At 29.4% G+C, this 26,703-nt stretch carries 24 protein-coding genes, 1 tRNA gene and 1 other RNA gene; 21 read left to right on the top strand and 5 right to left on the bottom strand.

Going from position 1 to position 26,703, the window contains the following annotated elements; translation table 11 throughout:
• The first annotated feature begins 79 nt into the window (after nt 1–79).
• The 10 genes from citC to ffs all read left to right on the top strand — a co-directional run bounded on the left by citC (nt 80) and on the right by ffs (nt 8,037).
• Nucleotides 80–1,135: a [citrate (pro-3S)-lyase] ligase gene (citC, locus tag JOC62_RS15385; RefSeq protein ID WP_204596177.1), complete on the top strand. Its 1,056-nt coding sequence runs from the start codon at nt 80–82 to the stop codon at nt 1,133–1,135.
• A gap of 1 nt (nt 1,136) precedes the next feature.
• Nucleotides 1,137–1,430: a citrate lyase acyl carrier protein gene (citD, locus tag JOC62_RS15380; protein ID WP_204596176.1), complete on the top strand. Its 294-nt coding sequence runs from the start codon at nt 1,137–1,139 to the stop codon at nt 1,428–1,430.
• Entirely contained in the window at nt 1,430–2,320 is an 891-nt protein-coding gene (gene citE, locus JOC62_RS15375; protein WP_204596175.1) for a citrate (pro-3S)-lyase subunit beta, read from the top strand. Before citD ends, citE begins: the two co-directional genes overlap by 1 nt.
• Before the next feature lie 3 nt (nt 2,321–2,323).
• Nucleotides 2,324–3,883, top strand: a complete 1,560-nt coding sequence (citF, locus tag JOC62_RS15370; protein WP_204596174.1) for a citrate lyase subunit alpha — start codon at nt 2,324–2,326, stop codon at nt 3,881–3,883.
• Nucleotides 3,884–3,885: 2 nt separating this feature from the next.
• The gene (gene citX, locus JOC62_RS15365) at nt 3,886–4,413 is read left to right on the top strand and encodes a citrate lyase holo-[acyl-carrier protein] synthase (RefSeq protein WP_204596173.1); all 528 of its coding nucleotides are present in this window, start codon (nt 3,886–3,888) and stop codon (nt 4,411–4,413) included.
• 81 nt (nt 4,414–4,494) lie between these two features.
• On the top strand, nt 4,495–5,637 hold the full coding sequence (locus tag JOC62_RS15360) for an NAD(P)-dependent malic enzyme (RefSeq protein ID WP_204596172.1): 1,143 nt from the start codon (nt 4,495–4,497) through the stop codon (nt 5,635–5,637).
• 24 nt (nt 5,638–5,661) lie between these two features.
• Nucleotides 5,662–7,002, top strand: coding sequence for a 2-hydroxycarboxylate transporter family protein (locus JOC62_RS15355; protein ID WP_204596171.1), 1,341 nt, complete (start codon nt 5,662–5,664; stop codon nt 7,000–7,002).
• Nucleotides 7,003–7,175: 173 nt separating this feature from the next.
• Nucleotides 7,176–7,391, top strand: a complete 216-nt coding sequence (locus JOC62_RS15350; protein ID WP_204596170.1) for a hypothetical protein — start codon at nt 7,176–7,178, stop codon at nt 7,389–7,391.
• A 288-nt stretch (nt 7,392–7,679) separates the two neighbouring features.
• Nucleotides 7,680–7,769, top strand: a tRNA-Ser gene (locus tag JOC62_RS15345).
• A gap of 3 nt (nt 7,770–7,772) precedes the next feature.
• Nucleotides 7,773–8,037, top strand: an RNA gene (gene ffs / locus JOC62_RS15340) — signal recognition particle sRNA large type.
• Nucleotides 8,038–8,272: 235 nt separating this feature from the next.
• Here ffs and JOC62_RS15335 read toward each other — a convergent pair.
• The 3 genes from JOC62_RS15335 to JOC62_RS15325 form a co-directional block, all read right to left on the bottom strand.
• On the bottom strand, nt 8,273–8,941 hold the full coding sequence (locus tag JOC62_RS15335) for an NAD(P)H-dependent oxidoreductase (RefSeq protein WP_204596169.1): 669 nt from the start codon (nt 8,939–8,941) through the stop codon (nt 8,273–8,275).
• A gap of 236 nt (nt 8,942–9,177) precedes the next feature.
• Nucleotides 9,178–9,669, bottom strand: coding sequence for a dihydrofolate reductase (locus tag JOC62_RS15330; protein WP_204596168.1), 492 nt, complete (start codon nt 9,667–9,669; stop codon nt 9,178–9,180).
• Entirely contained in the window at nt 9,669–10,460 is a 792-nt protein-coding gene (locus JOC62_RS15325) for a thymidylate synthase (RefSeq protein WP_204596167.1), read from the bottom strand. Before JOC62_RS15325 ends, JOC62_RS15330 begins: the two co-directional genes overlap by 1 nt.
• 238 nt (nt 10,461–10,698) lie before the next feature.
• Here JOC62_RS15325 and dnaX point away from each other — a divergent pair, with 238 nt between their 5' ends.
• The 8 genes from dnaX (at nt 10,699) to JOC62_RS15285 (ending at nt 17,447) form a co-directional block, all read left to right on the top strand.
• On the top strand, nt 10,699–12,339 hold the full coding sequence (gene dnaX / locus JOC62_RS15320) for a DNA polymerase III subunit gamma/tau (protein WP_204596166.1): 1,641 nt from the start codon (nt 10,699–10,701) through the stop codon (nt 12,337–12,339).
• Between the two features lie 148 nt (nt 12,340–12,487).
• On the top strand, nt 12,488–12,826 hold the full coding sequence (locus tag JOC62_RS15315; protein WP_204596165.1) for a YbaB/EbfC family nucleoid-associated protein: 339 nt from the start codon (nt 12,488–12,490) through the stop codon (nt 12,824–12,826).
• 205 nt (nt 12,827–13,031) lie between these two features.
• Nucleotides 13,032–13,469 (top strand): MarR family winged helix-turn-helix transcriptional regulator, encoded by a 438-nt coding sequence (locus JOC62_RS15310; RefSeq protein WP_204596164.1) that lies wholly within the window; start codon nt 13,032–13,034, stop codon nt 13,467–13,469.
• Nucleotides 13,470–13,577: 108 nt separating this feature from the next.
• On the top strand, nt 13,578–14,948 hold the full coding sequence (locus tag JOC62_RS15305) for an MATE family efflux transporter (protein ID WP_207758204.1): 1,371 nt from the start codon (nt 13,578–13,580) through the stop codon (nt 14,946–14,948).
• 147 nt (nt 14,949–15,095) lie between these two features.
• The gene (locus tag JOC62_RS15300; RefSeq protein WP_204596163.1) at nt 15,096–15,905 is read left to right on the top strand and encodes a CPBP family intramembrane glutamic endopeptidase; all 810 of its coding nucleotides are present in this window, start codon (nt 15,096–15,098) and stop codon (nt 15,903–15,905) included.
• Nucleotides 15,906–16,111: 206 nt separating this feature from the next.
• Entirely contained in the window at nt 16,112–16,708 is a 597-nt protein-coding gene (recR, locus tag JOC62_RS15295; RefSeq protein ID WP_204596162.1) for a recombination mediator RecR, read from the top strand.
• Between the two features lie 195 nt (nt 16,709–16,903).
• Nucleotides 16,904–17,182 (top strand): DUF2508 family protein, encoded by a 279-nt coding sequence (locus tag JOC62_RS15290; RefSeq protein ID WP_204596161.1) that lies wholly within the window; start codon nt 16,904–16,906, stop codon nt 17,180–17,182.
• 13 nt (nt 17,183–17,195) lie between these two features.
• Nucleotides 17,196–17,447 carry a pro-sigmaK processing inhibitor BofA family protein gene (locus JOC62_RS15285; protein WP_204596160.1) on the top strand — a complete coding sequence of 84 codons (252 nt, stop codon included), beginning with the start codon at nt 17,196–17,198 and terminating at the stop codon, nt 17,445–17,447.
• 67 nt (nt 17,448–17,514) lie between these two features.
• Here the strand turns inward: JOC62_RS15285 and glsA are convergent, their stop codons facing one another.
• A complete protein-coding gene (gene glsA, locus JOC62_RS15280) occupies nt 17,515–18,444 on the bottom strand; it encodes a glutaminase A (RefSeq protein ID WP_204596159.1) in 930 nt (309 codons plus the stop codon).
• A 521-nt stretch (nt 18,445–18,965) separates the two neighbouring features.
• On the opposite strand from glsA, the gene JOC62_RS15275 reads away from it, so the two are divergent.
• The 3 genes from JOC62_RS15275 to JOC62_RS15265 all read left to right on the top strand — a co-directional run bounded on the left by JOC62_RS15275 (nt 18,966) and on the right by JOC62_RS15265 (nt 22,945).
• Nucleotides 18,966–20,456 carry a phosphohexomutase domain-containing protein gene (locus tag JOC62_RS15275; protein WP_204596158.1) on the top strand — a complete coding sequence of 497 codons (1,491 nt, stop codon included), beginning with the start codon at nt 18,966–18,968 and terminating at the stop codon, nt 20,454–20,456.
• Nucleotides 20,457–20,759: 303 nt separating this feature from the next.
• Nucleotides 20,760–21,674, top strand: coding sequence for an ABC transporter ATP-binding protein (locus tag JOC62_RS15270; RefSeq protein ID WP_204596157.1), 915 nt, complete (start codon nt 20,760–20,762; stop codon nt 21,672–21,674).
• On the top strand, nt 21,674–22,945 hold the full coding sequence (locus tag JOC62_RS15265; RefSeq protein ID WP_204596156.1) for an ABC transporter permease subunit: 1,272 nt from the start codon (nt 21,674–21,676) through the stop codon (nt 22,943–22,945). Before JOC62_RS15270 ends, JOC62_RS15265 begins: the two co-directional genes overlap by 1 nt.
• Before the next feature lie 313 nt (nt 22,946–23,258).
• Here the strand turns inward: JOC62_RS15265 and JOC62_RS15260 are convergent, their stop codons facing one another.
• Nucleotides 23,259–26,240, bottom strand: a complete 2,982-nt coding sequence (locus JOC62_RS15260; RefSeq protein WP_204596155.1) for an NPCBM/NEW2 domain-containing protein — start codon at nt 26,238–26,240, stop codon at nt 23,259–23,261.
• Nucleotides 26,241–26,703: the final 463 nt, after the last annotated feature.

Below are 26,703 nucleotides of genomic sequence, written 5' to 3'. Positions count from 1 at the left end.
AAAGGGTGTGGTAAAATAAAGTCACAAGCACAAATGTTAAAAAAATAAACAAAAGTAAAATAATTAGGAGAAAATATATATGGGAGTATGGATGTATGAAGGAGAGTTGAAAATTGATTTAACATTTATTTCATTTGATCCTCAAAGAGATATAAGAAATAAAAAGAAGGTTGAAAAATTCTTAGACGAAGAAGGACTTAGCTATTTAGATGATATTGAATTCACGATAGCAGTATTTAATCATAATGAAGTAATAGCTACTGGATCATTAGATGATAATGTACTAAAATGCTTTGCTGTAAGAGAGGATTTTAAGAATAGGGGTTTAACAAATGAGATAGTTAAGTTACTTACTGAAAAAGAATTTGAAAATAATAAAACACACTTATTCATATATACAAAACCAGAAAATTGCGAGCTTTTTGAAAGTCTTGGTTATCATACAATAGTAAAAATTGAAGGATTAGTAGCTTTATTAGAAAATAAAGCTAATGGATTAAAGAAATATCTTCAGAAACTTAGTGAGGCTAGGGTAGAAGGAGATAATATTTCATCCATTGTTATGAATTGTAATCCATTTACAAAGGGGCATCTTTTCCTAATTGAAAAGGCAGCAAAAGAAAATGATATAGTTCATTTATTTATCTTAACAGAAGATAAGTCAGAGTTTAGTACATATGATAGATTGGCTATGGTAAAGGTAGGTGTAGCTCATTTAGATAACGTTATCATACATGAAGCAGGAAAATATATAATTTCAAATGCTACGTTTCCTTCTTATTTTATAAAAGGAAAAGAGAAGATTGTAAAGGCTCATGCTTATTTAGATTTAAATTTATTTTCTAAGTACATTGCTAAAACTCTTAATATTACATGTAGATATGTTGGAGAAGAACCACTGTCTAATGTAACAAATGATTACAATGAATATATGAAAGATATACTTCCTGACTATGGTATAGATGTTATTGAAGTGCCAAGGTTAGAATACAACGGACAAGCTATATCAGCTTCACGTGTTCGTGAATTTTTGCTTGAAAATAAATTAGATATGATAAAGGAGCTTGTTCCTAAGACAACATTTGATTATTTATTGAATTTAAATAAACAAAATAATATTTTTGGAGGTATTTAGTATGAGAATTAAAAAGCCTGCAGTAGCAGGAACACTTGAATCAAGTGATTGCATAGTTTCAGTAGAACCATCAGATACAAATAATATTGAAATAAATTTGACCAGTACTGTTAAAAAACAATTTGGTAATGAAATAATGGAGGTTGCAAGAGAAACTCTTAAGAGATTAAAAGTAGATGAAGTTATCATGGAGATAAATGATAAAGGAGCTTTAAACTGTGTTATAGAAGCCCGTATTGAATCTGCAATTTATAGAGCTGCTGAATTAAAAGAATTTGATTGGAGGAATTATTAATGACAAGATTAAGAAGATCAATGATGTTTGTACCAGGAAGCAAGCCTGCAATGATAAAAGATTGCACTATATATGGAGCTGATTCAGTAATGTTTGATTTGGAGGATTCAGTTTCTATTTTAGAAAAGGATACAGCTAGGAGACTTGTGTATCATGCATTAAAATCAATGGATTTTGGAGACACTGAGACTGTTGTTCGTGTTAATGCTTTAGATTCTGAGTTTGGGTTAGAAGATTTAAAAGCTATGGTCAGGGCACAGCCTGATGTTATACGTTTACCAAAGACAGAAACTGCACAGGATGTAATAGATATGGAGAATGTAATTGCATCTATTGAAAAAGAGGTAGGTTTACCTATTGGAACTACAAAAATGATGGCTGCTATAGAATCAGCATTAGGTGTTTTAAATGCTTATGACATTGCAACTTCATCTAAACGTTTAATGGGTATAGCACTTGGCGCAGAAGATTTTGTAACAGATATGAAAACTAATAGATCACCAGAAGGTATTGAGTTATTAGCAGCACGTAGTCAAATAATACTAGCATCAAGAGCAGCAAAAATTTCAGCTTTTGATACTGTATACTCAGACGTAAATAATGAAGAGGGTTTTATAAGGGAAGCTACATTAATAAAACAATTAGGATTTGATGGTAAATCACTTATAAATCCAAAACAAATAGATTTATTACATAAAATTTATGAACCAACTATAAAGGAAATTGAAAAATCTATACTAATAATTGAAGCGGCAGAGGAAGCTGAAAGAAGAGGTTCAGGAGTTGTTTCTGTTAATGGTAAGATGATTGATAAACCGATTATTGCAAGAGCAGAGCGTGTATTAATGATTGCAAAAGCTTCAGGAATAACATATGAAAAGGAAGTGTAATTTATGGGGTTAAATAGTATAGGTGTAAATATACCAGATGAAATATTAAAAGATAGAAAAACTGTAGGATTTGAAGGTGAATTTAGCTTAAAGCCAGAGGGAAATATTGAAGGAAGAAAAATTACTGCTACATTTAGAGGTCATAATAAGAAGTTAGATTCTTTATCAGAAGCTATTAAGAAAACAGGTCTTAAAGATGGAATGACTATTTCATTTCACCATCATTTCCGTGCTGGAGATTATGTAATGAAAATGGTTATGGATGAGATATCAAAGCTTGGAATAAGAGATTTAACTTTATGTGCAAGTTCTTTAACAAGTGCTCATGTATTTCTTATTGATTATATTGAGGATGGAATTATTACTGGAATTGAAACAAGTGGAGTCCGTGGAAAGCTAGGAGAAGCTATTTCAAAGGGGATTATGAAAAAGCCTATAATTATTCGTTCTCATGGTGGACGTGCACGTGCAATTGAAGCTGGAGATTCTAAAATAGATATAGCATTTTTAGGAGTGCCATGTGCAGATGAATATGGCAATGCTAATGGTATATATGGGAAATCACAATGTGGGTCATTAGGTTATGCTATCATAGATTCCAAATATGCAGATCAAGTTGTTTTAATAACAGATACTATGATGCCATACCCTAATGTTCCAGCAAGTATATCACAACAAGATGTAGATTATGTAGTTTGTGTGGACGAAATTGGAGATCCAAATGGAATAGCTTCTGGAGCTACACGTTTTACAAATGATCCAAAAGAATTACTAATCGCAAAATATGCAGCAGCTGTTATTGAAGCTTCAGGATATTTAAAAGAAGGGTTTTCTATACAAGCTGGTACTGGAGGAGCATCTCTTGCGGTTGCACGTTTTTTAAAGGAAAAAATGCAGGAAGAAAATATTACAGCAAGCTTTGGATTAGGTGGTATTAGCAGACAGTTTGTTGATTTGCATGAAGAAGGCTTTATAAAGACATTATTTGATGTCCAAAGTTTTGATTTAAAAGCTGTTGAGTCAATAGGTAAAAATAACAGACATGTAGAGATAGATGCATCATTGTATGCTAATCCATACAATAAAGGATGTATAGCTAATAAACTAGATATTGTTATTTTAAGCGCATTAGAAGTAGATAAGAACTTTAATGTTAATGTTATTACAGGATCAGATGGATTTATACGTGGAGCGTCTGGTGGACACTCAGATACAGCGGCAGGTGCAAAACTATCAATGATAGTAGCTCCACTTGTACGTGGAAGAATACCAACAGTTGTAGATAAAGTAAATACTGTTATTACTCCAGGAGATTCCATTGATGTAGTAGTTACAGAACGTGGTGTGGCAATTAATTTATCTAATCCTAATAATAAAGAATTAAAAGACAAATTAGAGAAAAATAAGAGAATACCTATATTTGATATAGAAGAATTATATGAAAAGGCAATATTAATAACAGGGAAACCAGAAGCTATTAAGTATGAAGATAGAGTTGTTGGTGTAGTAGAATATCGTGATGGGTCAATTATTGATGTTATTCGTAAAGTAAAAGAGGATTAGTTATGACAATTCAAAATAAATTATTACATGAGATATTAAAAGGGAGAGAGGAGAGAGCAAGTGAGATAAAAAAGTTAAATGAAGAAAACTTAGGGAATATCATATGTTTTACAATTAATATTCCAGGTCCGTATAAGTTGTCTGATAATTATTACTTTGCATTTAATGAAGGTGTTTTAGCATTAGAAGAGATTCTAAATGCTAAGGCACTAAAAAGAATAAAGCGTATGTCGGGGTTTGAGGCATATTTTATTTCAGATAAATCTCCGATTGATTTAAAGAAATTAACTGTAAATTTAGAAGAAAGACATCCTTTAGGGAGGCTGTTTGATATAGATATTTTTTATAAAAATTTATCAAAGATAAGTAGAGAGCAGCTTAGTATTTCTAAAAGGAAGTGTCTTCTATGCGATAGTCCAGCAGTAGAATGTGGCAGAAGTAGAACTCATTCGGTAGAAGAGCTAATTATTTGCATAAATAAGCTAATAAATGAATATAGAGAAAATAATTTTCAAGAAAAATATAAATAATAAATTATAGACTCTTGGTAAACGTTTACCAATAAGAAGTTTTATTTGATTTATATGAATTTAGAAAAGAGGTATTTTATTATGACTAAAGAAGAGATATTAAAGACACGAGAATCAGCACATGGGTTAATTAGTATAAACTCAAATTTTAATATAGAAAATAAGGAGGATTTATCTCAAATATATACACCAGGTGTTTCAACTGTTTGTAAGGAAGTTGAACATTGTCCTGAAAGTATTAAAAAATTAACATCTATTGGAAATTCAATAGCAGTAATTACTGATGGAACAGCAGTCTTAGGCTTTGGTAATATTGGTACATTAGCTGGATATCCAATAGTAGAGGCAAAGGCTTCAGTATACAATCAATTGGCAGGGGTTAACGCAATTCCTTTATGTGTTGACCAGATGGATAAAGATGAGTTAATTAAGACTATAAAAAGTATAGCCAATAGTTTTAGTGGAATACATTTAGAAGATATTAAAGCACCTGAATGTTTTTACATAGAAGAGGTATTAAAGAAAGAGCTTAATATACCTGTGTATCATGATGATCAACATGGAACAGCTATTGCAGTACTAGCGGCTTTATATAATGCTACTAAGGTTGTGAAAAAGGATTTTGAAAGTTTAAAAGTTGTAGTTCTAGGGGCAGGAGCTTCAGGTATTGCAACAGCTAAATTATTAAAAGAAGCTGGAATAGACAATATAATTTTAGTAGATAGAAAAGGATCTTTAGTATATGGAGATACGGATTTAAATGAACCACAGCAAGAAATAGCAAAAATAACGAATCCAGATAAGCTTAAAGGCTCCCTTGAAGATGTCATTAACAATAGTGATGTATTTATTGGTTTGTCAGAGGGGAATGTCTTAACATATGACATGATAAAAACTATGGGTAAAGATCCTATTATATTTGCTCTCGCAAATCCAACACCAGAAGTTAAACCCGAGATAGCTAAGGAGGCTGGAGCAGCTGTAATAGCTACAGGTGGACCAGCGTATCCAAATCAAGTAAATAATATTTTGGTTTTTCCAGGCTTATTTAAGGGGCTATTAGAAGCCAATGCTAATGATGTAACTTATGATTTAATGTTAAGTATTGCAAAGAAATTAGCTTCATTGGTGGATAATCCTACGCCAAATAAAGTGATACCTGGAGTGTTTGAAGGGAATATAGTCGATGCAGTTTCAGAGACTGTAAGATTAAATTTTAAATAATAAATATCTAAGGAGGAAAATTATATGGAATTACAAAGTGGAAATAAGAATGAGAGTCAAGAAATTGGACCTTTGAAAAAGTTTATTAAATTAAATCTTTTTGGGATTCCTATGCCATTATTTATTATTGGAGCGGTCATAATTATATTGGGAATAGAAACTAAGTCTTTACCAAAAGATATGGTTGGAAGTATATTTTTAGTATTTACTTGTGGGATAATCTTAGGTAAAATTGGTGATTCAATTCCAATTTGGAAAGATTATTTAGGCGGTGGAGCTATATTAGCATTTTTAGCTACTTCATGGGCTGTATATATGGGATTTATTCCAACTGTATATGTTCATAATGTGAAAACCCTTTTTGATAGTGGATTTTTAGAATTATACATATCTATAATGATTTGTGGATCATTGTTATCAATTGATAGAAAATTTTTAGCAAAGACTATTGGAGGATTTATTCCTATGGTACTTATAGCGACAATTACTGCGGCAGGGTTTGCTGTAATTGGAGGATTAATTACAGGAGTTTCACCTAAGGAAGTTATATTAAATTATGCTCTTCCTATCATGGGAGGTGGAAATGGAGCAGGTGCTATACCTATGAGCCAAATATGGGGTCAAGTAACCGGAAAGGATCCTAAAGTATGGTATTCTTCTGCTATGGCAATATTAACTATAGCAAATATTATAGCTATTATTGCGGGAGCGATATTAAATGGAATAGGAAACAAGAAGCCAAATTTAACAGGCCATGGTGAATTAATAAAGGGTAGCGTTAATGCGAAAGAAGAAAAGTCTAACTTAAAAGTAACCATGGAAGATGCGGCTGCTGGATTATTTATAATACTTGCATTCTATTGTTTAGCAAACTTATTTGGTAAAGGATTCTTCCCAACTATAGGTGGTATAGTAATTCATCCATTTGCATATATGGTTGTATTTGTATTAATAGCCTGTGCTCTAAATATAGTTCCAGAAGGTATAAGGGTTGGAGCAAAGCAAGTTCAAAAATTTATGGTAGGTAATTTATTCTACGTATTAATAGCTGGTGTTGGTATAGCTATGGTTGATTTTGGAGAATTGCTGAAAGCATTTAATGTGACTACTGTAATAATATCATTATTTGCTGTTTTAGGAGCAATAATTGGACCTTGGATAACTGCTAAAATATTTGGGTTCTATCCAATAGAATCTTCTATAGCAGCTGGATTATGCCATGTTAATAGAGGTGGATCAGGAGATTTAGAAATATTAGGAGCAGCAAAAAGAATGAATTTGATGGCATATGCTCAGATTGCTACAAGGCTTGGAGGAGCTCTAATTTTAGTAGTTGCAGGAGTACTTTTCAGTATATGGCTTTAGTTTATAAAGGAAATAAGATGATATTGCAATTTAGGTAAACGATTTCTGATATTGAGATTAAAAAAATCCTCCTTTGATTAGCTTAATACAAATAGGTAGAGGAGGATTTTTTAATTTATATAAACTAGGTATTTAAGAGCTATTTTATTATAATGTATATTAGAGGTGATTATATGTTTTCAAATAAACTTACTCATATACTAAGTATTATTGAGATAATTGGACTAATATCAATGATATTTATACATAATAATGTAATTAGAATAGCTATATTCGTACTCTTAATGCCTATATTTTTAATAAATGGACAAATAAAAAAGCAATTATATGCTGAAGAGAGAAAAGCTAATAGTAATAAAAAGAGTGATGATAAAAAGATTAAAAAATAAATTCTATAAAAAATAATTATAATATTATTTATAAACATACAAAAGGTAGAAATATTTATCTAATTTTTATATGTTTATTATAATTTAATAAGTAAAATTAAAGTCAATTAAAAAATATTGCAACAATAAAAATATAAGAATTTTAAGGATAAATCTTTCTATTGAACTAAAATAGTATTTATGATAGAATGAAAAAGTATCAAAACTAAATATAGTTTTATAACGGATTTAGTATATTAAGTTTAATTGTAGTTAAAACTATTTAAGCTTAATAATTAAATACTTTATGGAGAGATGTCCGAGTGGTCGAAGGAGCACGCCTGGAACGCGTGTGTAGGGGAAACTCTACCGTGGGTTCAAATCCCACTCTCTCCGCCAGAACCGTGCTAGATGGGGAGTTAGCGGTGCCCTGTAACCTGCAATCCGCTACAGCAGGGTCGAATTCCTCGGGGAGGCTTTAGTTTGTACGGCCTGCCCTATGTAAGTGGTGTTGATGGCTGGGTCCCACGCAACGGGAGCCCATGAATCTTGTCAGGTCCGGAAGGAAGCAGCAATAAGTGGATCCTTCCGTGTGCCGTGGATAAATCTGGCCTGAGCTAACTGCATAGGTAACGCGTATAAGCTACTGTCGAAGCGAGGTGCACGGTTTTTTAATGTTAATTTTGAATATTAAAGTACATATTCAATAAAATAATTTAATTCGGTTACTCTTCAATAGGATTAACAATATAGGACAAAAACAATAGGATAAGAAAGTGAGGGAACTTTGCAAGCCAAGAAGTAAAGAGCCCTCTTTTTCTTGTTAAAGATAAAATAAATCTATACAAAATATTTATAACTATATATTTTGTATAGATTTATTTATATAATGAATTAATTTTTTATATCCATTCTACTATTTTATCAAGAGACTGCCTTGTTTTAGCAAATTGAGGATCAGCTTTTCTATATCCAAAAGCAACCATACAAGAAACACCAAAATGTTTTTTATCTAATATACCTTTATTTATAAGTAAATTCTCAACTTGATCTTTATCAAAGCCTTCCATAGGACAAGAATCTATTCCTATTTGAGCTGCTGCTGTCATCATATTTGCTAATGTTATATAAGTTTGCTTGCATGCCCAATCAAAAATTGCTCGATCGCTTTCTAAAAGTTTAAATTGATTTTCTTGAAAATCTTTATAGAACTTATTCTTAACAGGTATTACATCACTAGGTAATTTTTGAACATTTTCCATAAAGTTTAATATATATTTAGAGTCATATTTCATGTCATTTATGTTTCTAGATAATATTATTAAAAAGTGACTTGCTGTAGGTAGTTGACCTTGAGCTCCCCAACAAAGTGGTTTAAGTTCTTCTCTTAAACTCATATCTTGAATAACTAAGAATTTCCAAGGTTCAAATCCAAAGGAGCTAGGAGATAGTCTAGCTGTTTCAAGTATAAATTTAAAATCATCATCAGAAATCTTTTTTGATGAATCAAATTCCTTACAAGCATGTCTAAAATTATAAGCCTTTATAATAGAATTTTTTATATTTTCCATAGTTTTACCACCTTTCATTTATACGTTACTTATCTTAATATTAGTTTTCCTTAGTTTGTATAATAGTATTAGATAAATTTTATTACAAGTAGGCACTTTTTAGAAACTATAGAGAAATAACTATATATACATTGAAAAATTTAAAGAAAATACTTTTATAACACTTAATAATTAGATTATTGGTTATATTAGATAAAAAATAAAAAAAGCTACCTCAAGTATGAGGTAGCTTAAAATTACTTTCTAATAAGATCTATAAATTCAAAAATTAATCCACTTTTATCATCAGTTTTATCACCAGAAGTGTGGATAACTTCCCATTTATTCATATCAATCTGTGGAAAGAATGTATCTGCATTAAAATCTTTCTTAACTTTTGTTAAGTATAGCTTATCTGCATAAGGCATAAGTAAATTATATATCTCTCCGCCACCAATTATAAATATTTCTTCATCAGAGTTTTTATAATTACTTATAACTTCATCTAAGTTATGAATTACAGTTACTTTATCAGAGTCTACGCTAAAATTCATATCTCTAGTAAGAACTATATGTGGCCTATTTGGAAGTATTCCAGGTAGAGATTCAAATGTTTTTCTTCCCATAAGTATCTTATGACCTGAAGTTATTTCTTTAAATCTTTTAAGGTCCTCTGAAATATGCCATAAAAGAGAATTATCCTTACCTATTGCATTATTTTGAGCAGTGGCAACTATTATTGATAACATTAAACTGATACCTCCATTTTTATTGATGGGTGGTATTTATAGTCTTCTAATTTAATGTCATCAGGTGTAAAGTCATAGAAATCCTTAATCTCTGGATTAACCCAAAGTTTTGGAGCATCATAAGCTTCATTTCTTCTTGTTAATTGAAGTTTCATTCCTTCAATTTGGTTTTCGTAAATGTGTGCATTGTTTATAACGTGAGTAAATAATCCAGGCTTTAATCCAGTTACTTGAGCTATTAGGTGAACAAGAACTGCATATTGTGTAGTATTAAATGGTACTCCAAGCGGAATATCTCCTGAACGTTGTACAAGCATGCAATTTAATCTACCGTCTGTTACATCCCACATAGTAAGGAAACAACATGGGTGAAGAGCTCCTGTATCTAGATATGGAATTTGCCAAAGGTTAATCATCATTCTTCTATCTTGTGGATTATTTTTAAGTGCATCTATTAATTTATCTAATTGATCAAATTTTTTAACAACCCATCCGTATGATGTTCCTATTGTTCCGTCATCCATCATCCATTCGTTCCAAATCTTAACGTTTTGTTCTTGTAATTTCTTAACGCTGTTTGATTGATCTTTATATATCCATAAAAGTTCCTTAACAGCTGTTTTGAAGGCAACAAATTTAGTTGTTAATATAGGGAATTCTCTTTCTAAGTCAAATTGAAGTATTTGATGAGGAATTTTATATGTAGCAACTCCAGTTCTATTTTGATCGTAATATCCGTGGTCCAGAATTTTTTCTACAATATCAAGGTATTGTTTATCATATAAGCTCATTTAAAATTCTCCTTTCGTTTTTTCAGCATATTATTATCATATTATTTTAACATATAAAAAGGATTATTTGTGAGGGAAAATAAAAGCATTAATTTATAAGTAGCAATCTAAGAAAAGGATAGTTAATTTAAAAAGTATTAAGTGAAAGAGCCATTATCCTTATAAATTGTATAAATAATGTGCTTATTAGTGTATAATTAATATAGACTTTAACTTTAGAAAAAGAGGTGACAAAACCTTGGCATATACAGCGTTATATAGAGAATGGAGACCAAAAACATTTGAAGATGTAGTAGGTCAGGAACATATAACTACAACACTTAAAAATCAAATATTAAACGAAAGAATAGCACATGCATATCTTTTCTGTGGTACAAGAGGAACAGGTAAAACATCAACAGCTAAGGTATTTGCAAAGGCTTTAAATTGTACTGATTTAAGAGATGGAGAGCCATGCAATGAATGTGAAATGTGCAAAAAGATAAATGAAGGGCTTGCGATAGATGTTACTGAATTAGATGCAGCTTCAAACAATGGGGTAGATAAAATAAGAGATATTATAGATGATTCTAAATATCCACCTCAAGAGGCTAAATATAAAGTTTATATAATGGATGAGGTTCACATGCTTTCAACAGGAGCCGTTAATGCATTCCTTAAAACTTTAGAAGAGCCACCTGCAAATGTAATATTTATTCTAGCAACTACAGACCCTCAAAAGCTCCCTATAACAATACTTTCAAGATGTCAAAGATTCGATTTTAAAAGAATTAGTAATAAAGAAATTACAGCAAGACTTAGAGAAATTGCTGAAAATAAAGGCGTTTTTGCAGAGGATAAGAGTTTAGATCTTATTGCGAGGGTATCAGATGGTGCTATGAGAGATTCACTTAGTATATTAGATCAAGCAATTGCTATGGGTGATGGTAATGTAGATTATGATGAATTAGTATCAATGCTTGGATTAGTTACTAATGAATATTTATTTGAGATAACATCAGCTACTATAGAGAGAAACATTGAGGATGCAATGACTATAATTGATAAAATAGTTTATGCAGGTAAAGATGTATTCCTGTTTATTAAGGATTTAATAGCTCACTATAGAAATCTTCTTATGATTAAAGTTACAAATAATCCAGAAGAAGTACTTGATATGTCTCTTGAGAATATTGCTTTAGTAAAAGAGCAAGGAGACAGAATAAGAGTTGAGGAAATAATGAGAAGTATAAGGATACTTCAAGAGGCTGAAGGCAATGCAAAAATGTCAAAGCAAGCAAGACTTTACCTAGAACTTGCTATAATTAAGATATGTAAAATTGAGTATGATACATCAAACGAGGTTATACTTGGTAGATTAAATAGATTAGAATCAGCCTTAAAATCAGGAAAGATAAAAGTTGCAGCCTCTAATCAAGCTGTAAGTACAGATGGAGCAGCTAATATTAATGATTTAAAAAGGCAAGTAACAGCTAAGAATCAAAACAATAGTCAATCTGTAGAAAATAACGTTAAGAGAGATGAAAATCTTTCAACTAATGTAAGTATTCAAAGTGTAAAATCAGCTTGGAAAGATATACTAGAAGAATTAAAGAATAGAAGAGCAATGATAGTATATGCATCAATAACAACAGGAAGACCTGTTGACTGCAAAGATGGAGTTATAACGGTTCAATATACTGATCAGTACTCATTTAATAAAGAGAGATTAGAAAAAGCTGAGAATAATAAATTAGTAAATGAAGTATTCTCAGAAGTTTTAAGAAATAATGTAAGAGTTAGATTTACAGTTTCTGATGAGCAAAAAGAAAATGCTGCTCCAGAGCAAGTTTTAAGTGATGTCATTGGAGCAGATTTTTTAGAGATTATTGATGAATAAAGACTAATACTATTTGGTACACTATAAAAATTTAAGGCATAAATTATATAAGGAACATATAGATAAATACTAATAGGTTATGTATAGTAAAGTTATAAAAAATACTATATAATTAAAATTAGATTTTATTATTAAGGAGGACATATATATGGCAAAAGGTGGATTCCCAGGCGGCATGGGAGGAATGAATAACTTAATGAAACAAGCGCAAAAGATGCAAAAGCAAATGGAGCAAATGCAAAAAGATCTTGAAGAACAAGAATTCGTTGCATCAGTTGGAGGCGGAGCTGTAACTGTAACTGCAAATGGTAAAAAAGATATATTAGCTATTAACATAAAGCCAGAAGTTGTTGATGAAGACGACGTAGAAATGTTAGAAGATTTAGTTCTAAGTGCGGTAAATGAAGCATTAAGAAAAGCAGAAGAAGAAACTGCAAATAAGATGGGTAAAGTAACTGGTGGAATGAACATACCAGGATTATTTTAATCAATAGCAGTCTAAGATAATAAACTATTTATTTGATTTTAGTAGAGTGTCGATAAATTCGGCACTCTTTTATTTTATATGTATAGATAAATAAAAGATAGTTAGAATTCTAACTATTAGAACATTGACAATTAGGTATATAGATGTTAATCTGTATTTAATATTTAGTTAGTAATCTAATTAGTTAATAAAGGAGTTGATATTTATGAACCAACATAATGAAAAGATAGATACAACTTTTTCAGATTTGTTTCGTATAATTAGTATAAAGCTTAAAATAGAAGCTGATGAAAGCATAAGACAACTTGGATTAAATTCTCAACAAGGTAGGATTCTTGATTATATATATAACCATCAAGATGAAGGAATAATTCAAAAAGATTTAGCTGAGGTTTTTAACAGAAGAGGTGCTACTATTACGAGCATGCTAAAGGGACTTGAGAAAAAAGGATACATTGAGCGTCGTATTCCTAAAGATAATGAACGTCAAAAAAATATTTATCTTTTATCTAAAGGAGAAGAATTAATTAATGATTTTAATGAAGCTTTTTCTAAGGTTGAATCAAGTATTACAGCTTCCCTTACAGTTGAAGAGCGTAAGACTTTAGAAAAATTATTATCTAAAATAAATCATTCTTTATAATTAACTTTAAGTAGTAGCTATAAGCTACTATTAACTAATTAGTTAGAACTCTAACTATATTAAATCTAATTGTTAGATATTTAATTATTTATAAGGAGGTATTTTATTATGGAAAATACTATAGATATAACAAATGAATATTATTTAGAAAAGGCACCCATAAAGAAAGCGATCAGACATCTTTCAATTCCAATGATGATAGGGATGTCAATTGGAACTGTGTATAATATTATTAATGCATACTTTATAGGACTATTACATAATACTGAGATGTTATCTGCAATAACATTAGGTCTTCCAATTTTCACTATACTAATGGCCTTTGGAAATGTATTTGGTGTTGGAGGCGGAACTTACATAACTCGTTTAATTGCTAAAAGTGAAATAAATAAAGCAAAAAGAGTGGCTAGTTATACTGTATTTGCAAGTATAGTAGCAGGAATTATTATAGCAACTATTTCTTTATTTGTAATGAACCCACTTATAAAATTACTAGGTACAAATGATATAACCTTTAATTTAACCAAAAATTATTCAATAGCTTTGTTTATTAGCGGATTTACAATTGTTTTAAATTTTGCATTAGAACAAGTAGTTAGATCAGAAGGTGCATCAAAAGAATCAATGTATGGTATGGGGGTTAGTGCATTAGTCAATTTAATATTTGATCCATTATTAATACTATTTTTTAATTTAAATGTAGTTGGAGCAGCACTTTCAATGTCAATAGCGAATCTTGCCTCTGCAATTTATTATATATACTATTTAGAAAAGAGAAGTGAACACCTTAGAGGTTTTATTGGTGGATTTAAACTTTCATTAAAAGAGCAATGGGAAATATATAAAATAGGTATATCAGAACTTTTGCAAATGTCCTTTATGATTGTTACAACACTGCTTTTAAATAATTACTGTATGGAGTATGGTGATAATGTCATAGCTGCGTTTGGAGTTGCTTTACGTATTGTACAAGTCCCTGAATTTTTATCAATGGGAATATTTTTAGGGATTATACCACTATTAGCTTATAATTTTTCTAATAAAAATTTCTTAAGGTTAAAATCAGCAATTAAGGAAGCGGCAAAATATATAGGTATAATTTCATTTTTATTTGTAGCAATAGTATATATATTAAGAGTACCTATAATTAGATTATTTACTACTCAATCATCTGTTGTAAGCGTAGGTACATATATTTTAATAGCTATGCTAATTTCAGCTTTATTTAATGGATTTACTGGACTACTTATGGGGATTTTTCAAGCGTCTGGACAAGCGGCGCCTACTACTATAATGGCAGTAGCACAGGGGATTTTGTATATTCCAGTAGTTATAATTGCTCATCATTTCTTAGGGCTTCATGGTGTAATTTGGTCATCAACTATAACTGAAGTTATTACATGTATAACAGGAATTGTATTATTTGCTCAATTTAATAGGAAAATTAAAAAGTTAGATAGTAATCCTGTTAGTTTATAAGATTTTAGACCAACTATTTTAGTTGGTCTTTTTATATTTAAAAATAAACATTTAATTTACAAATAAAACCTTTTGTTACATAAATGAAGAATAATTAAATAATATGGTAATATATAGATGAACTAATGAGAAATAGGGGGAAAAGTAATGAAAAAGTATCTTGGAATTTTTGGAAAGATTATAGGATTTGGTCTTATTTATCTTATTATGCAAGCTTTAGTAGGCATGATTTATGGGTTTATCATAATGGCTGGTGCAATAATGAGTCAGTCAGACATAAATATGATGGGAACTCAAATAATGAATAATCAATTTATTTTAGCTGTAATTTCTGCATTAATAACATTTTTAATATATGTCTTAATGCTTAGAAAAAGAAAGAAAAATCTTTGGGAAAGATGCAAATTTAATAAAATAAAAAAGTCGTATATTCCAATAATAATTTTAGCTACTTTAGGATTTGCAGTATTATCATCAGCTTTTGTTGCTTTAGTAGGAGATAAATTCACTAGCTATAGTGATACATCAAAGGGATTAATGACTGCATATAATTCTATATATACAATGATAAGTGTAACCATAATAATACCTATATTTGAAGAAATTTTGTTTAGGGGATTAATATTTGATCAATTAAAAAGAGGATTTAATGTAATAGTAGCGATAATATTGCAAGCAATATTATTTGGATTATTCCATTTTAATCCGGTACAAACTATGTATACAATAGTTTTAGGAATAATATTAGGAGTCATAGTTACTTGGTCTAATTCTATAATAGGAAGTATGATAGGTCATATAACTTATAATATAGTGGGAATATTAGTAATGCCGATGATTGTATATTATGTAGGAGACTATACAGCAATATATGCAATAATAGGATCTATATTATTAATAGTAGGATTAATACTTATATATAAAACATATAAAGTAAGTAATAGAAAAGTTTTATAGTTTAATAAATAATAAAAACCCTTTAAATTAATATAATTTGAAGGGTTTTTATTATTAGTTATTATATCAGGATGTTTATAATAGTTATTATAAATTAATTCTTATTTAATCTTTATTAAGTTGTTAAATGGTATAAACTATATTAAACTACTAGTATAGTTTTTAGTGATAATTATTGAAAATAGAGATTTGAAAGGAAGAGGGTTATGGAATTTTATCCAGTTGCGATAGAGAAATTAATAGAGGAATTTGCTAAGTTGCCAAGTATAGGTCAAAAGACAGCACAAAGGTTAACGCTTCATGTATTAAACTTACCAGAGGATGAAGTGAAAGAGTTTGCAGAAGCATTAGTAAAGGCTAGAGGAACAATTAAATATTGTTCAGTTTGTGGTAATTTTACTGATTCAGATCCTTGTGCTATATGTGCAAATCCTAACAGAGATAAGAGTACTATATGTGTAGTAGAACAACCAAAAGATATAATGACTATGGAAAAAGTTAAAGAATATAATGGAGTTTACCATGTTCTTCATGGAAATCTTTCACCAATGCAAGGTAGAGGACCACAAGATATTAGAATAAGAGAATTAGTCTCTAGAATGAGAGAAGAAATTAAAGAGGTTATTATAGCTACAAATCCTAATATAGAAGGTGAAGCTACAGCTATGTATATAGCAAAGATACTTAAACCTTTAGATGTTAAGGTAACAAGAATAGCAGCTGGTATACCAGTGGGTGGAGATCTAGAATATGCTGATGAAGTAACTCTTTCAAAAGCATTAGAGGGAAGAACTCAAATATAAAAAGAAGGACTCAAAAAATTGAGTCCTTAATATAGATGGGAGTTAGAAGTTTTGTTTGAGAATGAGTGAAAAGCTTCTTATGATAATAATGTATGAGGATGTTTGAAAATGTGTTACTAAATTTTTAATAGCTTGCATACTAATTACAATTTTTGGATAAAATTTAATTATAAATGAATTTTAAGGGGTTAGTATATGAATAAAAATTTTATAGTTAAATATCTTAGGGGTGTAATTGGTTATAAAAGTGAAAAAATGGACTTGCTAATGGCAATTGAAGGTGCAAAGGCTGAAATGGAGATTGCAAATAGTATTTTTGAAAATGTAGAAGATCCATTACTTATAGAGGTGGCTATATATACAGAGCAAGCCGCTAAAAAAAGATATTCATATTTGATGGATCAAGCTAAGAAAAAAGGAATTAAAGCTAATAGAAAATATATTATGAATAAAAATCTAAGACTAGCAGAATAAAGAGGTGTTTTTAATGTTAGATGCTAAGTTACTTGTATATGGGCTTATTGGATTAGTAGTTTTATATGTTATTATAAGATTATTAAAATGGCCAATTAAATTGTTGTTAAACGGAATATTTGGAGTTGTATTACTATATATAGTCAACACAATCGGAGCGGGATTTGGATTCCATATAGCTATTAATATTATTACCGCATTAATTGCTGGTATATTTGGAATACCTGGTGTAGCAGCTCTTATATTATTTCAAATATTTTTATAAAAAAGAACCAAGCTAAATTAATTTAGCTTGGTTCTTTTATCTTAATTAAATCTTTAATACCTCTTGCTTATCTAAAGATATCTAATTTTAATTTATCATTGATATCATTAAGTAATTTAATACTAGCAACGCTATTTCCAGGAACATCTAATGCAGGACTAAACAATCCAATACCACATTTACTTGGAACTGCTGATAGTATTCCTCCACCTACACCACTCTTTGATGGAAGACCGATGTGAACTGAGAAAGTACCAGATTCATCATATAATCCGCAAGTAGTCATTAAAGATTTAACTACTGTAGCTGTTTCAATTGGGAATAATCTTTCATTATTCCAAGGACATACACCTTCATTTGCAAGAACAGCACCCATTCTAGATAGACCAACTGCTGTTACTTCCATAGAGCATTGTCTAAAGTATGAGTCAAGTATATCAGGAACATCGCCTTCGATCATATTATTACCTTTCATGTAGTAAGCTAATGATCTATTTATATCTCCAGTTCTCTTTTCTGATAAATAAATTTCAGTGTTTAATTTAACACCATCATCACCCATGATTTTCTTGAAGAATTCTAAAATTCTAGCTGAACGTTCTTCAGTATCTTTTCCTTTTACTAAAGATGTTGTTGCAATTGCACCAGCATTTACAAATGGATTTGTTGGTTTATTTCTATGATTTATTTGCATATTTAATATTGAATTAAATGCAAAACCAGTAGGTTCAGTATCAACTTTCTTAAATACTTCTTCTAATCCATTATCTAAAGTTGCAAGTATAAGAGTTGGAACTTTAGAGATACTTTCTATAGCAAATCTTGTATCATAATCACCGGCAAAATATTCTTTATTACTTTCTAAATCATAAATTGCAACACCTAATTGATTAGGGTCCACTACTGCAAGACCAGGAATGTATGTTGCTACATGACCATCCTTAATATACTTTTTATTCTTTTCTACTAATTCTTCTAAGTCATTATTGTTAATCATAAAATCACCTCGTAGTATTAATTTTCTAGTTATTCACATCATCTTAAATCGCTTAACCAAAGCATAGCACTTTGAATTTTGCTATTCAATAAACGCTTTATGAATATTTGCATATATTTGTAAAAATAATAAGAATGAGGATTTTATATATATTTAAAATAATCTTAAAGGTAAAATAATTTTAGTATTTTCATGGAAAAATTATTTGGAATTGATACTTAAATAAGAACTAGAGTATACTCTAGTTCTTATTGTTATAGTTATTTTATATAGCTAGTTTGCTTTGGATTTATGTCTTTAAAAATTAATATTTTAATAATAAAAAGTATATGCTATTAACAAATAGAGTAGAAATTTTTTTAATTAAATGTTTACAGTAAAAATTTAAAAAGTATTATATATTATTTATTGTGATAAGCCTTTATACAGCTTGTGTAAAGGTTTAGGTATGTGTAACAAAAGATTAGATAGAAATTATATATTATCTTAAGGTAGTAATAGTTTAAATATAAGGAGTAGCAATGAACAAAAGGTTAGAAGAATTAAAGAACGGAACTGATATAAGAGGTATAGCAATTAAAAATAAATACAAAGAAGTAAACTTATCTAAAGATGAAGTGAGAGAAATAGCAATAGGATTTTATAATTGGCTTGTAAAAGAAAAGAATTCAAATTCTTTAAAGGTAGCTATAGGATGCGATTCAAGATTATCAGGAGAAGAGTTGAAGGAAGTATTTATAGAAACACTAAGGGAATTAGGTTGTGACGTTTATGATTGTAGTATGGCTACAACACCAGCTATGTTTATGTCAACTGTAATGGATGGATATAAGTGTGATGGTGCAGCGATGATAACAGCAAGTCATTTACCTTTCTATTATAATGGAATAAAGTTTTTTACAGATAAAGGTGGAGTAGAAAAATCTGATATAGATGAAATAGTAGCTTTATCGGAGGTTAATAAAATCACTACACAGAATATAGGTAAGCTAGAAAAAAGAAATCTTATTGATGATTATTCAAAAATTTTAGTAGATAAAATAAGAGTTGGTGCAGATAGTAAGGGTAATTTTGATAAACCTCTTGATGGATTAAATATAATAGTAGATGCTGGAAATGGTGCTGGTGGATTCTTTGCAGAAAAGGTACTTAAAGAATTAGGGGCAAATACATCAGGAAGTCAATTTTTAGACCCAGACGGCAATTTTCCAAATCATATTCCTAATCCTGAAAATAAGGAAGCTATAGAATCAATATGTGAGGCCGTAAAGAGAACTAAAAGTGATATGGGAATAATCTTCGATACAGATGTTGATAGAGCTGCAATTGTGGATAAAAACGGAAATCCAATAAATAAAGATGCACTTATAGCATTGATATCAACAATAATTCTTAAAGAATATCCAAATAGTACAATAGTTACAGATTCAGTTACAACTGAAGGGCTTGGAAGATTCATTGAAAGTAAAGGTGGAATACATCATAGATTTAAAAGAGGATATAAAAATGTAATAAATGAAGGTATTAGATTAAATAAAGAAGGCACAGAATGTCATCTTGCAATAGAAACCTCAGGACATGCAGCTATAAAAGAAAATTATTTTTTAGATGACGGAGCATTTTTAGTATCAAAAATATTAATTGAAGTTTCAAAGCTGCATGAAGAAGGAAGAGAGATTGGAAGTCTTATAGATAATCTTGAAGAACCTTTAGAAAAAGTAGAATATAGAATAAATATAGAAAAAGATAACTATAGAGAATTTGGAGAGGGGATCCTAAAGGATTTAGAGTCGTTGGTTAAGAGTCATACTTCATGGAAATTACCTGAAAAAAATTATGAAGGAGTAAGAGTTATGTGTCCATCAGAAAAAGAAGATGGATGGTTTCTATTAAGATTATCCCTTCATGAACCTCTATTAGCATTAAATGTTCAATCAGATGTAGAAGGTGGAGCTGATGCGATGATAGAATCAATAAGAAGATTTTTAGAAAAATATAATATGAAATTTTAAATAAAGATATAACAAATAATCCAAAATAATATATAAATAATTAAAGCTTTAAGTAGTTAAATTTAAATATTAATTACTTAGAGCTTTTTTTAATATCTAAGTTTATTCCATTAGAAATTTTGTATTGTCTTTACAATATAATGTTAGAGGGGATTGAGTTATTCTTAATAATTAAGGGTAGACTTTTTACAGTTATATATGGATAATTAAGGAATTGTTAAGAAATTAATAAGAAAATACTCCTCTTTATATTAAGATTTAATGTTTAGAATTATATTATAGTAATCACTGGAGGGGTAGTTAATGAATGTTTTAGAGGTGAAAAACCTTAAAAAGGTTATTGGGAAGAGAGAGATAATAAAAAATTTAAACTTTACAGTTAAAGAAGGGGAAATATATGGATTCTTAGGACCTAATGGTGCTGGTAAGACAACAACAATTAGAATGTTAGTTGGGCTTATATCACAAACATCAGGTGAAGTTAGAATTTGTGGAGCAAATCTTAAAGATAATAAAGAGAAAGCATTAAAGGATGTAGGGGCTGTAGTTGAAAATCCTGAGCTTTATAAGTATCTTTCAGGAAGAGAAAATCTTATGCAAATTGCAAGAATAAGAAAAGTATCAAAGGAAGAGGTAGAAGAATTAATAAAGCTTGTTGGATTAGAAAACAGAATAAATGATAAAGTAAAGAAATATTCTCTTGGAATGAAACAGAGATTAGGTCTTGCTGCAGCACTTATCGGAAATCCAAAACTTTTAATATTAGATGAACCAACAAATGGACTAGATCCATCAGGAATTATAGATTTTAGAAACATAGTAAAGAGCGCTTCAAGAGAAAGAGGAATGGCCGTATTTGTATCTTCACATATATTAAGTGAAGTTCAACAACTTTGTGATAGAGTAGCATTTATTAATGATGGTGTTATAAAAGCAGTAGAAAATATGAATGAAGCTGTACAAGGAACAGAAAAAGAAAGTCTTACATTAGTTGCAAAGAATGATGATGAAATAGTGCTTAAGGTATTGAGAAATCAACCATTTGTATTAACTTCAGAGAAATCAGAAGACGGAATAAATATTGTTATAGACTCAGGAACAACTCCAGAACTTGTAAAAGCCTTAGTAAAAGAAGATATTTTAATTGAAGAAATATTTAAAAACAGAGAAGGCTTAGAACAAAGATATATGGAGCTTGTTGAAGGAGGTATAAGATAATGATATTTACTCTAATAAAAAATGAACTTATTAAGATAACAAGAAGGGGTAAGACTTGGGTTGTATTTGGATTATTTGCATTAGCTATGGTAGGATTTATATTTATGGCGAAAATAAGTGCAAATCAAATGGCTCATTGGCAATCACCTGAGGGTCAAATTGAAAATATAGATAACCAATTAGGATGGAGTAAAGATAACTTAAAGCATAATGAGGATTATTTAAATGAAGTTAAAAATAATAAATCTTCTAGTAAAGAAGAAATAGAAAATGCTAAAAGCAATGTAGAGTATGCTAAAAATGATATAGAAAGATTACAAGCTGATAGAAAGATTCAAGAGAAACTTATAGGTCAAGAAACTCCTGATTGGAGGATTGCAGTTAAATCAAATATTGCTAGTTTAAAAAGTGAATTAGAAAGAGCAAAGACACAAAAAGGTTATACTAGCAAAGAGCATATAGATAGTATGACGAAGGAACTAGAAAGAAATCAATATTTCTTAGGCAATGATATAAAGCCAATACAAGAGTGGGAATTCTATCCTAGTAATTTTGGAATACAAGTTATGATGATGCTTGGTATGGTTATACTAGTTGCAGGTATTGCAGTATTTATGAGTGATATAATCTCAGGGGAATGTACTCCAGCAACACTTAAGTTCTTATTAGTTCAACCTATTTCAAGAGGAAAAGTGGTATTATCTAAATTTATTGCTATAATAATAACTGTAGTAAGTATGATATGTGGACTTGAAGTCGCAACATTTGGTATAATTGGAGCTTTCACAGGATTTGATGCAATGAAAATGCCAGTTGAATTGGCTTTAAAATATCAGATTAATCAAGAGGTTTTAATTCAGCAAGGATTTAAGCAATTAGATTTAGTTGCAAATTCAGGATATAACTCAACAATGGGTGAGTTTGTACTTAAGAGCTTTTTACTGCAAGTATTATTTATTATTGCATGTTGTGCATTTATATTTATGATATCTGCTTTATTTAAAAGTAGTATGATAACAATGGCAGTTTCAGTAATTGTTTCAGTGGCCGCTACAATGTTACCTATGATGAGCCAAAAGATTGGAGAGTATGCACATCTTATATTCTTAAATTACGGTAATACACCGGCAGTGATTCAAGGTAATATAGCACACAATTATTCTAACGTAAACTTTACACCGCAACTTGGTGCTATACTTATGATTGGAACTATAATAGTTTCATATATAGTAGCCCATGTAGTATTTAGTAAGAGAGATATGCTTGTATAGTATATTTGAATATAAAAAAGTTAGAGATTATAAAGTTTCCCCTATGTTAAGTAGATTTTAAAAAAGAGAGTTAAGAAGATAAAAGCTGACTTCTGTATTGAACAGGAGTCAGCTTTTTTAAAAATTTTGTAATTATTTTCTCTTTTTCTATTAAAATAATCTTATTTAAATATTTTTCAATCAACCAAGAGTAATATTATCGTTTGGAATATATAGTATATACATAACAGCAACAGGAATTTAATTTACATATTCTTTTAATTATATTCCAATCATTATTTTTTATTTTCGGATTTTATAACTGGATTATTATTTATTTTTTTGTAGTATCTTCAAAGAAATTTAGCATTCTTCCTGTAAAGAAAACATTTTCTGGATTCCCATAAGTATTTACAGCTTGAAGTTTAACAAACTTAGCATTTGTTGGTGTATTTAAGTTCAAAGTTTTAACATTATCATTGTTTTGAAGATTACGTACTTCACCAGATTTTGTCCAATTAACACCATCTAAACTTGTATAAATATCTACATTTTTTAATCTTCCATTTACATTACTAGGTTTATACTCTATAGAAGTAATATAATGTGGCTTATTAAACTTAACAGAATAATATTTATTTTTTTCTCCATTCCATGTATTGTGCCATCCTGTGTTTGTATTTCCATCTATCATATTTAAAGCAGCAGCTCCGTTATTATTTTCTTGTGAAGAATAGCTATTAAGTGTTATACCTTCTAGCTGAATATATTTTCTTGTATCAGGCTGATTATCTTCTGTAAATTTATATTTAACTGTATTACTCTGCATTTTATTTCCAGACGAAGCGTATCTTACATGAACTGTTTTGTTTCCAGTAAATCTAGTACTAGAAGCATCATATTTATTCCATGTGTTTCCACCATCTTCACTATATTCTAAGTTTCCATTAACATCTCTAAATTGATTTTCAAGGTCATTAACATATAGTTTTGAAGGAGCATCATGTTGTGTAATATCAATAGTATAAATTTGTGGAGTTCCTACAAGTGAAATCTGAATATCTTGTTTTGAATTAACTTTTTCAAGTTCTTCTTTAGATAATGTAACTTCCTTCGCATCAGTTTCATTTTTTGTATCCCATCCATCTACACTATATTCCCATCTAATTGATGAATTTGAGTAAATATCATTTATCTTAATTTTATTAGTATTTTTGCCATCAAAGGAGAAAGTTGCAAGTTCTACTTTGTTTTGTCCTAAAAGGTGTTTTGCCATAGTTTTACATGCATTAGCTTGAACAGAATCAGCTTCAGTAGCTTCTGAAGCTCTTTTAAGTGTTTTTGTCTTAAGCATATCAAAAATTACTTTATCTGAATCATTAGTTATATTTTTATCTAAAAGTTTCATCACATCTACATATGGTAGTGGAAAAAACTCAAGGCCATTCGATACTTTTTTAGCAAGATATAAATAATCATTACTTGTTTTATTACCTGAACCTTTATATGCATTAATAAGTCCTACAAGAGAATCAAGATTATAATTCTGAATTGTAAGAGCTTTTTTATAAATATCTATTTGCTTTTCATGATTACCATTATATACATCTGCAAGATAATTATAATATGAAGCCTTTATTAAATTATCATAATCATCAAGAGCATGCTGTGCTAAAAGTATATAACTAACAGAATAATAAGAATCCCAATCTTTAGAGCCCCATCCTAAAGGCATTCTTTCTCCCTTTTCAGATTTTACCCATCCTGAAATATCATTTTTAATACTCCATATACCTTTACCTTGAGCATTTTTATTGTAAGTTAAAGCTGCTGCATGTCCAGGTTGTCCTACAACAGCTGCTGGAATTCCAAATACTTGTGCAAGGTTTGCGTAAGTTTTTGCAAGTCCACCACATACTGAACCTTCTTCAAATACCATCCATAATTTATGAGCTCCACGTTTCCCATAATCAGATAAAGAGTCTATGTTATATTTTTTATTCCATTCATCAAATTTTGATTTATCATAATACTTGTCCTTATTATAATTAAATCCATTAGTGTAAAGAATATATGTATATGCATCTAAGTAACTTTTATTTTTAGCCTTTTTATCTAATGCATTATTTACTAGCCAGTTTATTTCTTCATCATCAATATTATTATTCATTACCCATCTCATAAGCTCAACAGGTAAATCTTTAAATAATTCAGAATTTCCACCTTTATTCATAAGTCCATTATCATAAAGATCTTTATATATTTTATATCTTTCACATGCATTAGAAGCTTTTGAATTGCCTGTCCATAATCCAATAGACTTAGAATGACTTAATGATGTCGCAATTGCCATTTTTAAATATAGGTCACCATTTTTAGTATCATTAAAATCATTTTTATATTTTTCTCTAATATCTGCTAAAGCTTTAATTGATGTAGAATAATTTCCACCCCATTCAAGCTCTCCACCAGTTACATAAAGGTTAAGCGCTTTTTTATTATCTACAAGCCAATTAATTGTATCTTTATATTTATCTCCTAATTTAGCAATCTCTTGAAGAGTATTAAATCCAGCTCTTTTTACAAAAGTTCTCTGTAATAATAACTTCTCATAATCGCCAGAAATTTCATCATTAGTTGTATACGTTTTTTTTATTAGTTCATCATATTGTGTAACCTTTTTGATACTATCTAAATACTCAGTATTAATATCATAATTAGACTTTAATATTCTTGGGGAACCATAAACGGCATGGTCATTTCCATTATTTCCATTTTTATCTGCATAAAGTTTTAAATATTTAGCACCTTTAATATTTACATCTATAAATGCAGCATTCTTATTTGCCTTAAGAATATCTGTTTTTGCTACTTCAGTCCATTGCTTACCATCATTAGATGTAAAAACAGCGACCTTTATCCCATCACCTTTATCCCATTGAGATCTATCAATACCAGCATATGTAGTGAATCTTGAATATGTTTGAGAATATTTTGAAACATCAAAAACAACATTTGAAGTTGCATGAGCACCTATTCCCTTGTTAAATTGTAAAACTTCACCTTCAACATTTAAAGTAATTTTACCTCCATCAGTATTTTTATCTTTTTTTATGTTCCCCCAGGCTGTATTAGACATATTTTCAATATACCCTAAATCTGATAGAAACATGTAATTAGTATTACTTTGGTCTTGAGTCTGTATTATGTTATTTTTATTAATATTTTCACTTGCGAAGACCATTGAACCTTGAAAAGTTAAAGAAGTTATTAAACACCCTGTTAAAAAACTACAAATTTTTTTATTATTTATCATATTTCCCCCTATAATTTTTGATTTTATATTATTTTTGTTATATTTTACTATAGTTTTTCATTTTATCCAATATATCATTTAAATTGGATATTAAAGTTAACATAAATTTATTAATATATACATTTATCGTAAATTGAGTAAAATAAAGTTTCTGTTGCGAATGTGGTTATAAGTACACATTGATTGCTTAAATTTTAGTACTATATGTATATTTTATTATTTCTGAACTTACTGTACCTTATTATCTAATATAATATCGTTTACCCCAAAGACCACTACCAAAAAAATTATATTTATTAAATTAGGAAATACTTTAAATATTTAGTTTAGTAATAACATTTCTAAGAATTTTAACTATGTTTGTAGGGTGAATAGTTAATGGAACAGATATAAATGGATATAGTCTGACATTATTTCTTCAATTAAACCGCCCTTTTGTAATGCTGATATTCTAATACAATTA

The sequence above is a fragment of the Clostridium sardiniense genome (genome assembly GCF_016907995.1).
Classification (GTDB): Bacteria; Bacillota; Clostridia; order Clostridiales; family Clostridiaceae; genus Clostridium; species Clostridium sardiniense.
The sequence above is the reverse complement of the archived record's forward strand: the minus strand, read 5'-3'. Positions and strand labels throughout refer to the sequence as shown.

What these genes read in the sequence shown, in the direction of transcription:
- citC (WP_204596177.1), top strand. Translation starts at nt 80, where the DNA reads ATGGGAGTATGGATGTATGAAGGAGAGTTGAAAATTGATTTAACATTT.
- citD (WP_204596176.1), top strand. Translation starts at nt 1,137, where the DNA reads ATGAGAATTAAAAAGCCTGCAGTAGCAGGAACACTTGAATCAAGTGAT.
- citE (WP_204596175.1), top strand. Translation starts at nt 1,430, where the DNA reads ATGACAAGATTAAGAAGATCAATGATGTTTGTACCAGGAAGCAAGCCT.
- citF (WP_204596174.1), top strand. Translation starts at nt 2,324, where the DNA reads ATGGGGTTAAATAGTATAGGTGTAAATATACCAGATGAAATATTAAAA.
- citX (WP_204596173.1), top strand. Translation starts at nt 3,886, where the DNA reads ATGACAATTCAAAATAAATTATTACATGAGATATTAAAAGGGAGAGAG.
- JOC62_RS15360 (WP_204596172.1), top strand. Translation starts at nt 4,495, where the DNA reads ATGACTAAAGAAGAGATATTAAAGACACGAGAATCAGCACATGGGTTA.
- JOC62_RS15355 (WP_204596171.1), top strand. Translation starts at nt 5,662, where the DNA reads ATGGAATTACAAAGTGGAAATAAGAATGAGAGTCAAGAAATTGGACCT.
- JOC62_RS15350 (WP_204596170.1), top strand. Translation starts at nt 7,176, where the DNA reads ATGTTTTCAAATAAACTTACTCATATACTAAGTATTATTGAGATAATT.
- JOC62_RS15335 (WP_204596169.1), bottom strand. Translation starts at nt 8,941, where the DNA reads ATGGAAAATATAAAAAATTCTATTATAAAGGCTTATAATTTTAGACAT.
- JOC62_RS15330 (WP_204596168.1), bottom strand. Translation starts at nt 9,669, where the DNA reads ATGTTATCAATAATAGTTGCCACTGCTCAAAATAATGCAATAGGTAAG.
- JOC62_RS15325 (WP_204596167.1), bottom strand. Translation starts at nt 10,460, where the DNA reads ATGAGCTTATATGATAAACAATACCTTGATATTGTAGAAAAAATTCTG.
- JOC62_RS15315 (WP_204596165.1), top strand. Translation starts at nt 12,488, where the DNA reads ATGGCAAAAGGTGGATTCCCAGGCGGCATGGGAGGAATGAATAACTTA.
- JOC62_RS15310 (WP_204596164.1), top strand. Translation starts at nt 13,032, where the DNA reads ATGAACCAACATAATGAAAAGATAGATACAACTTTTTCAGATTTGTTT.
- JOC62_RS15305 (WP_207758204.1), top strand. Translation starts at nt 13,578, where the DNA reads ATGGAAAATACTATAGATATAACAAATGAATATTATTTAGAAAAGGCA.
- JOC62_RS15300 (WP_204596163.1), top strand. Translation starts at nt 15,096, where the DNA reads ATGAAAAAGTATCTTGGAATTTTTGGAAAGATTATAGGATTTGGTCTT.
- recR (WP_204596162.1), top strand. Translation starts at nt 16,112, where the DNA reads ATGGAATTTTATCCAGTTGCGATAGAGAAATTAATAGAGGAATTTGCT.
- JOC62_RS15290 (WP_204596161.1), top strand. Translation starts at nt 16,904, where the DNA reads ATGAATAAAAATTTTATAGTTAAATATCTTAGGGGTGTAATTGGTTAT.
- JOC62_RS15285 (WP_204596160.1), top strand. Translation starts at nt 17,196, where the DNA reads ATGTTAGATGCTAAGTTACTTGTATATGGGCTTATTGGATTAGTAGTT.
- glsA (WP_204596159.1), bottom strand. Translation starts at nt 18,444, where the DNA reads ATGATTAACAATAATGACTTAGAAGAATTAGTAGAAAAGAATAAAAAG.
- JOC62_RS15275 (WP_204596158.1), top strand. Translation starts at nt 18,966, where the DNA reads ATGAACAAAAGGTTAGAAGAATTAAAGAACGGAACTGATATAAGAGGT.
- JOC62_RS15270 (WP_204596157.1), top strand. Translation starts at nt 20,760, where the DNA reads ATGAATGTTTTAGAGGTGAAAAACCTTAAAAAGGTTATTGGGAAGAGA.
- JOC62_RS15265 (WP_204596156.1), top strand. Translation starts at nt 21,674, where the DNA reads ATGATATTTACTCTAATAAAAAATGAACTTATTAAGATAACAAGAAGG.
- JOC62_RS15260 (WP_204596155.1), bottom strand. Translation starts at nt 26,240, where the DNA reads ATGATAAATAATAAAAAAATTTGTAGTTTTTTAACAGGGTGTTTAATA.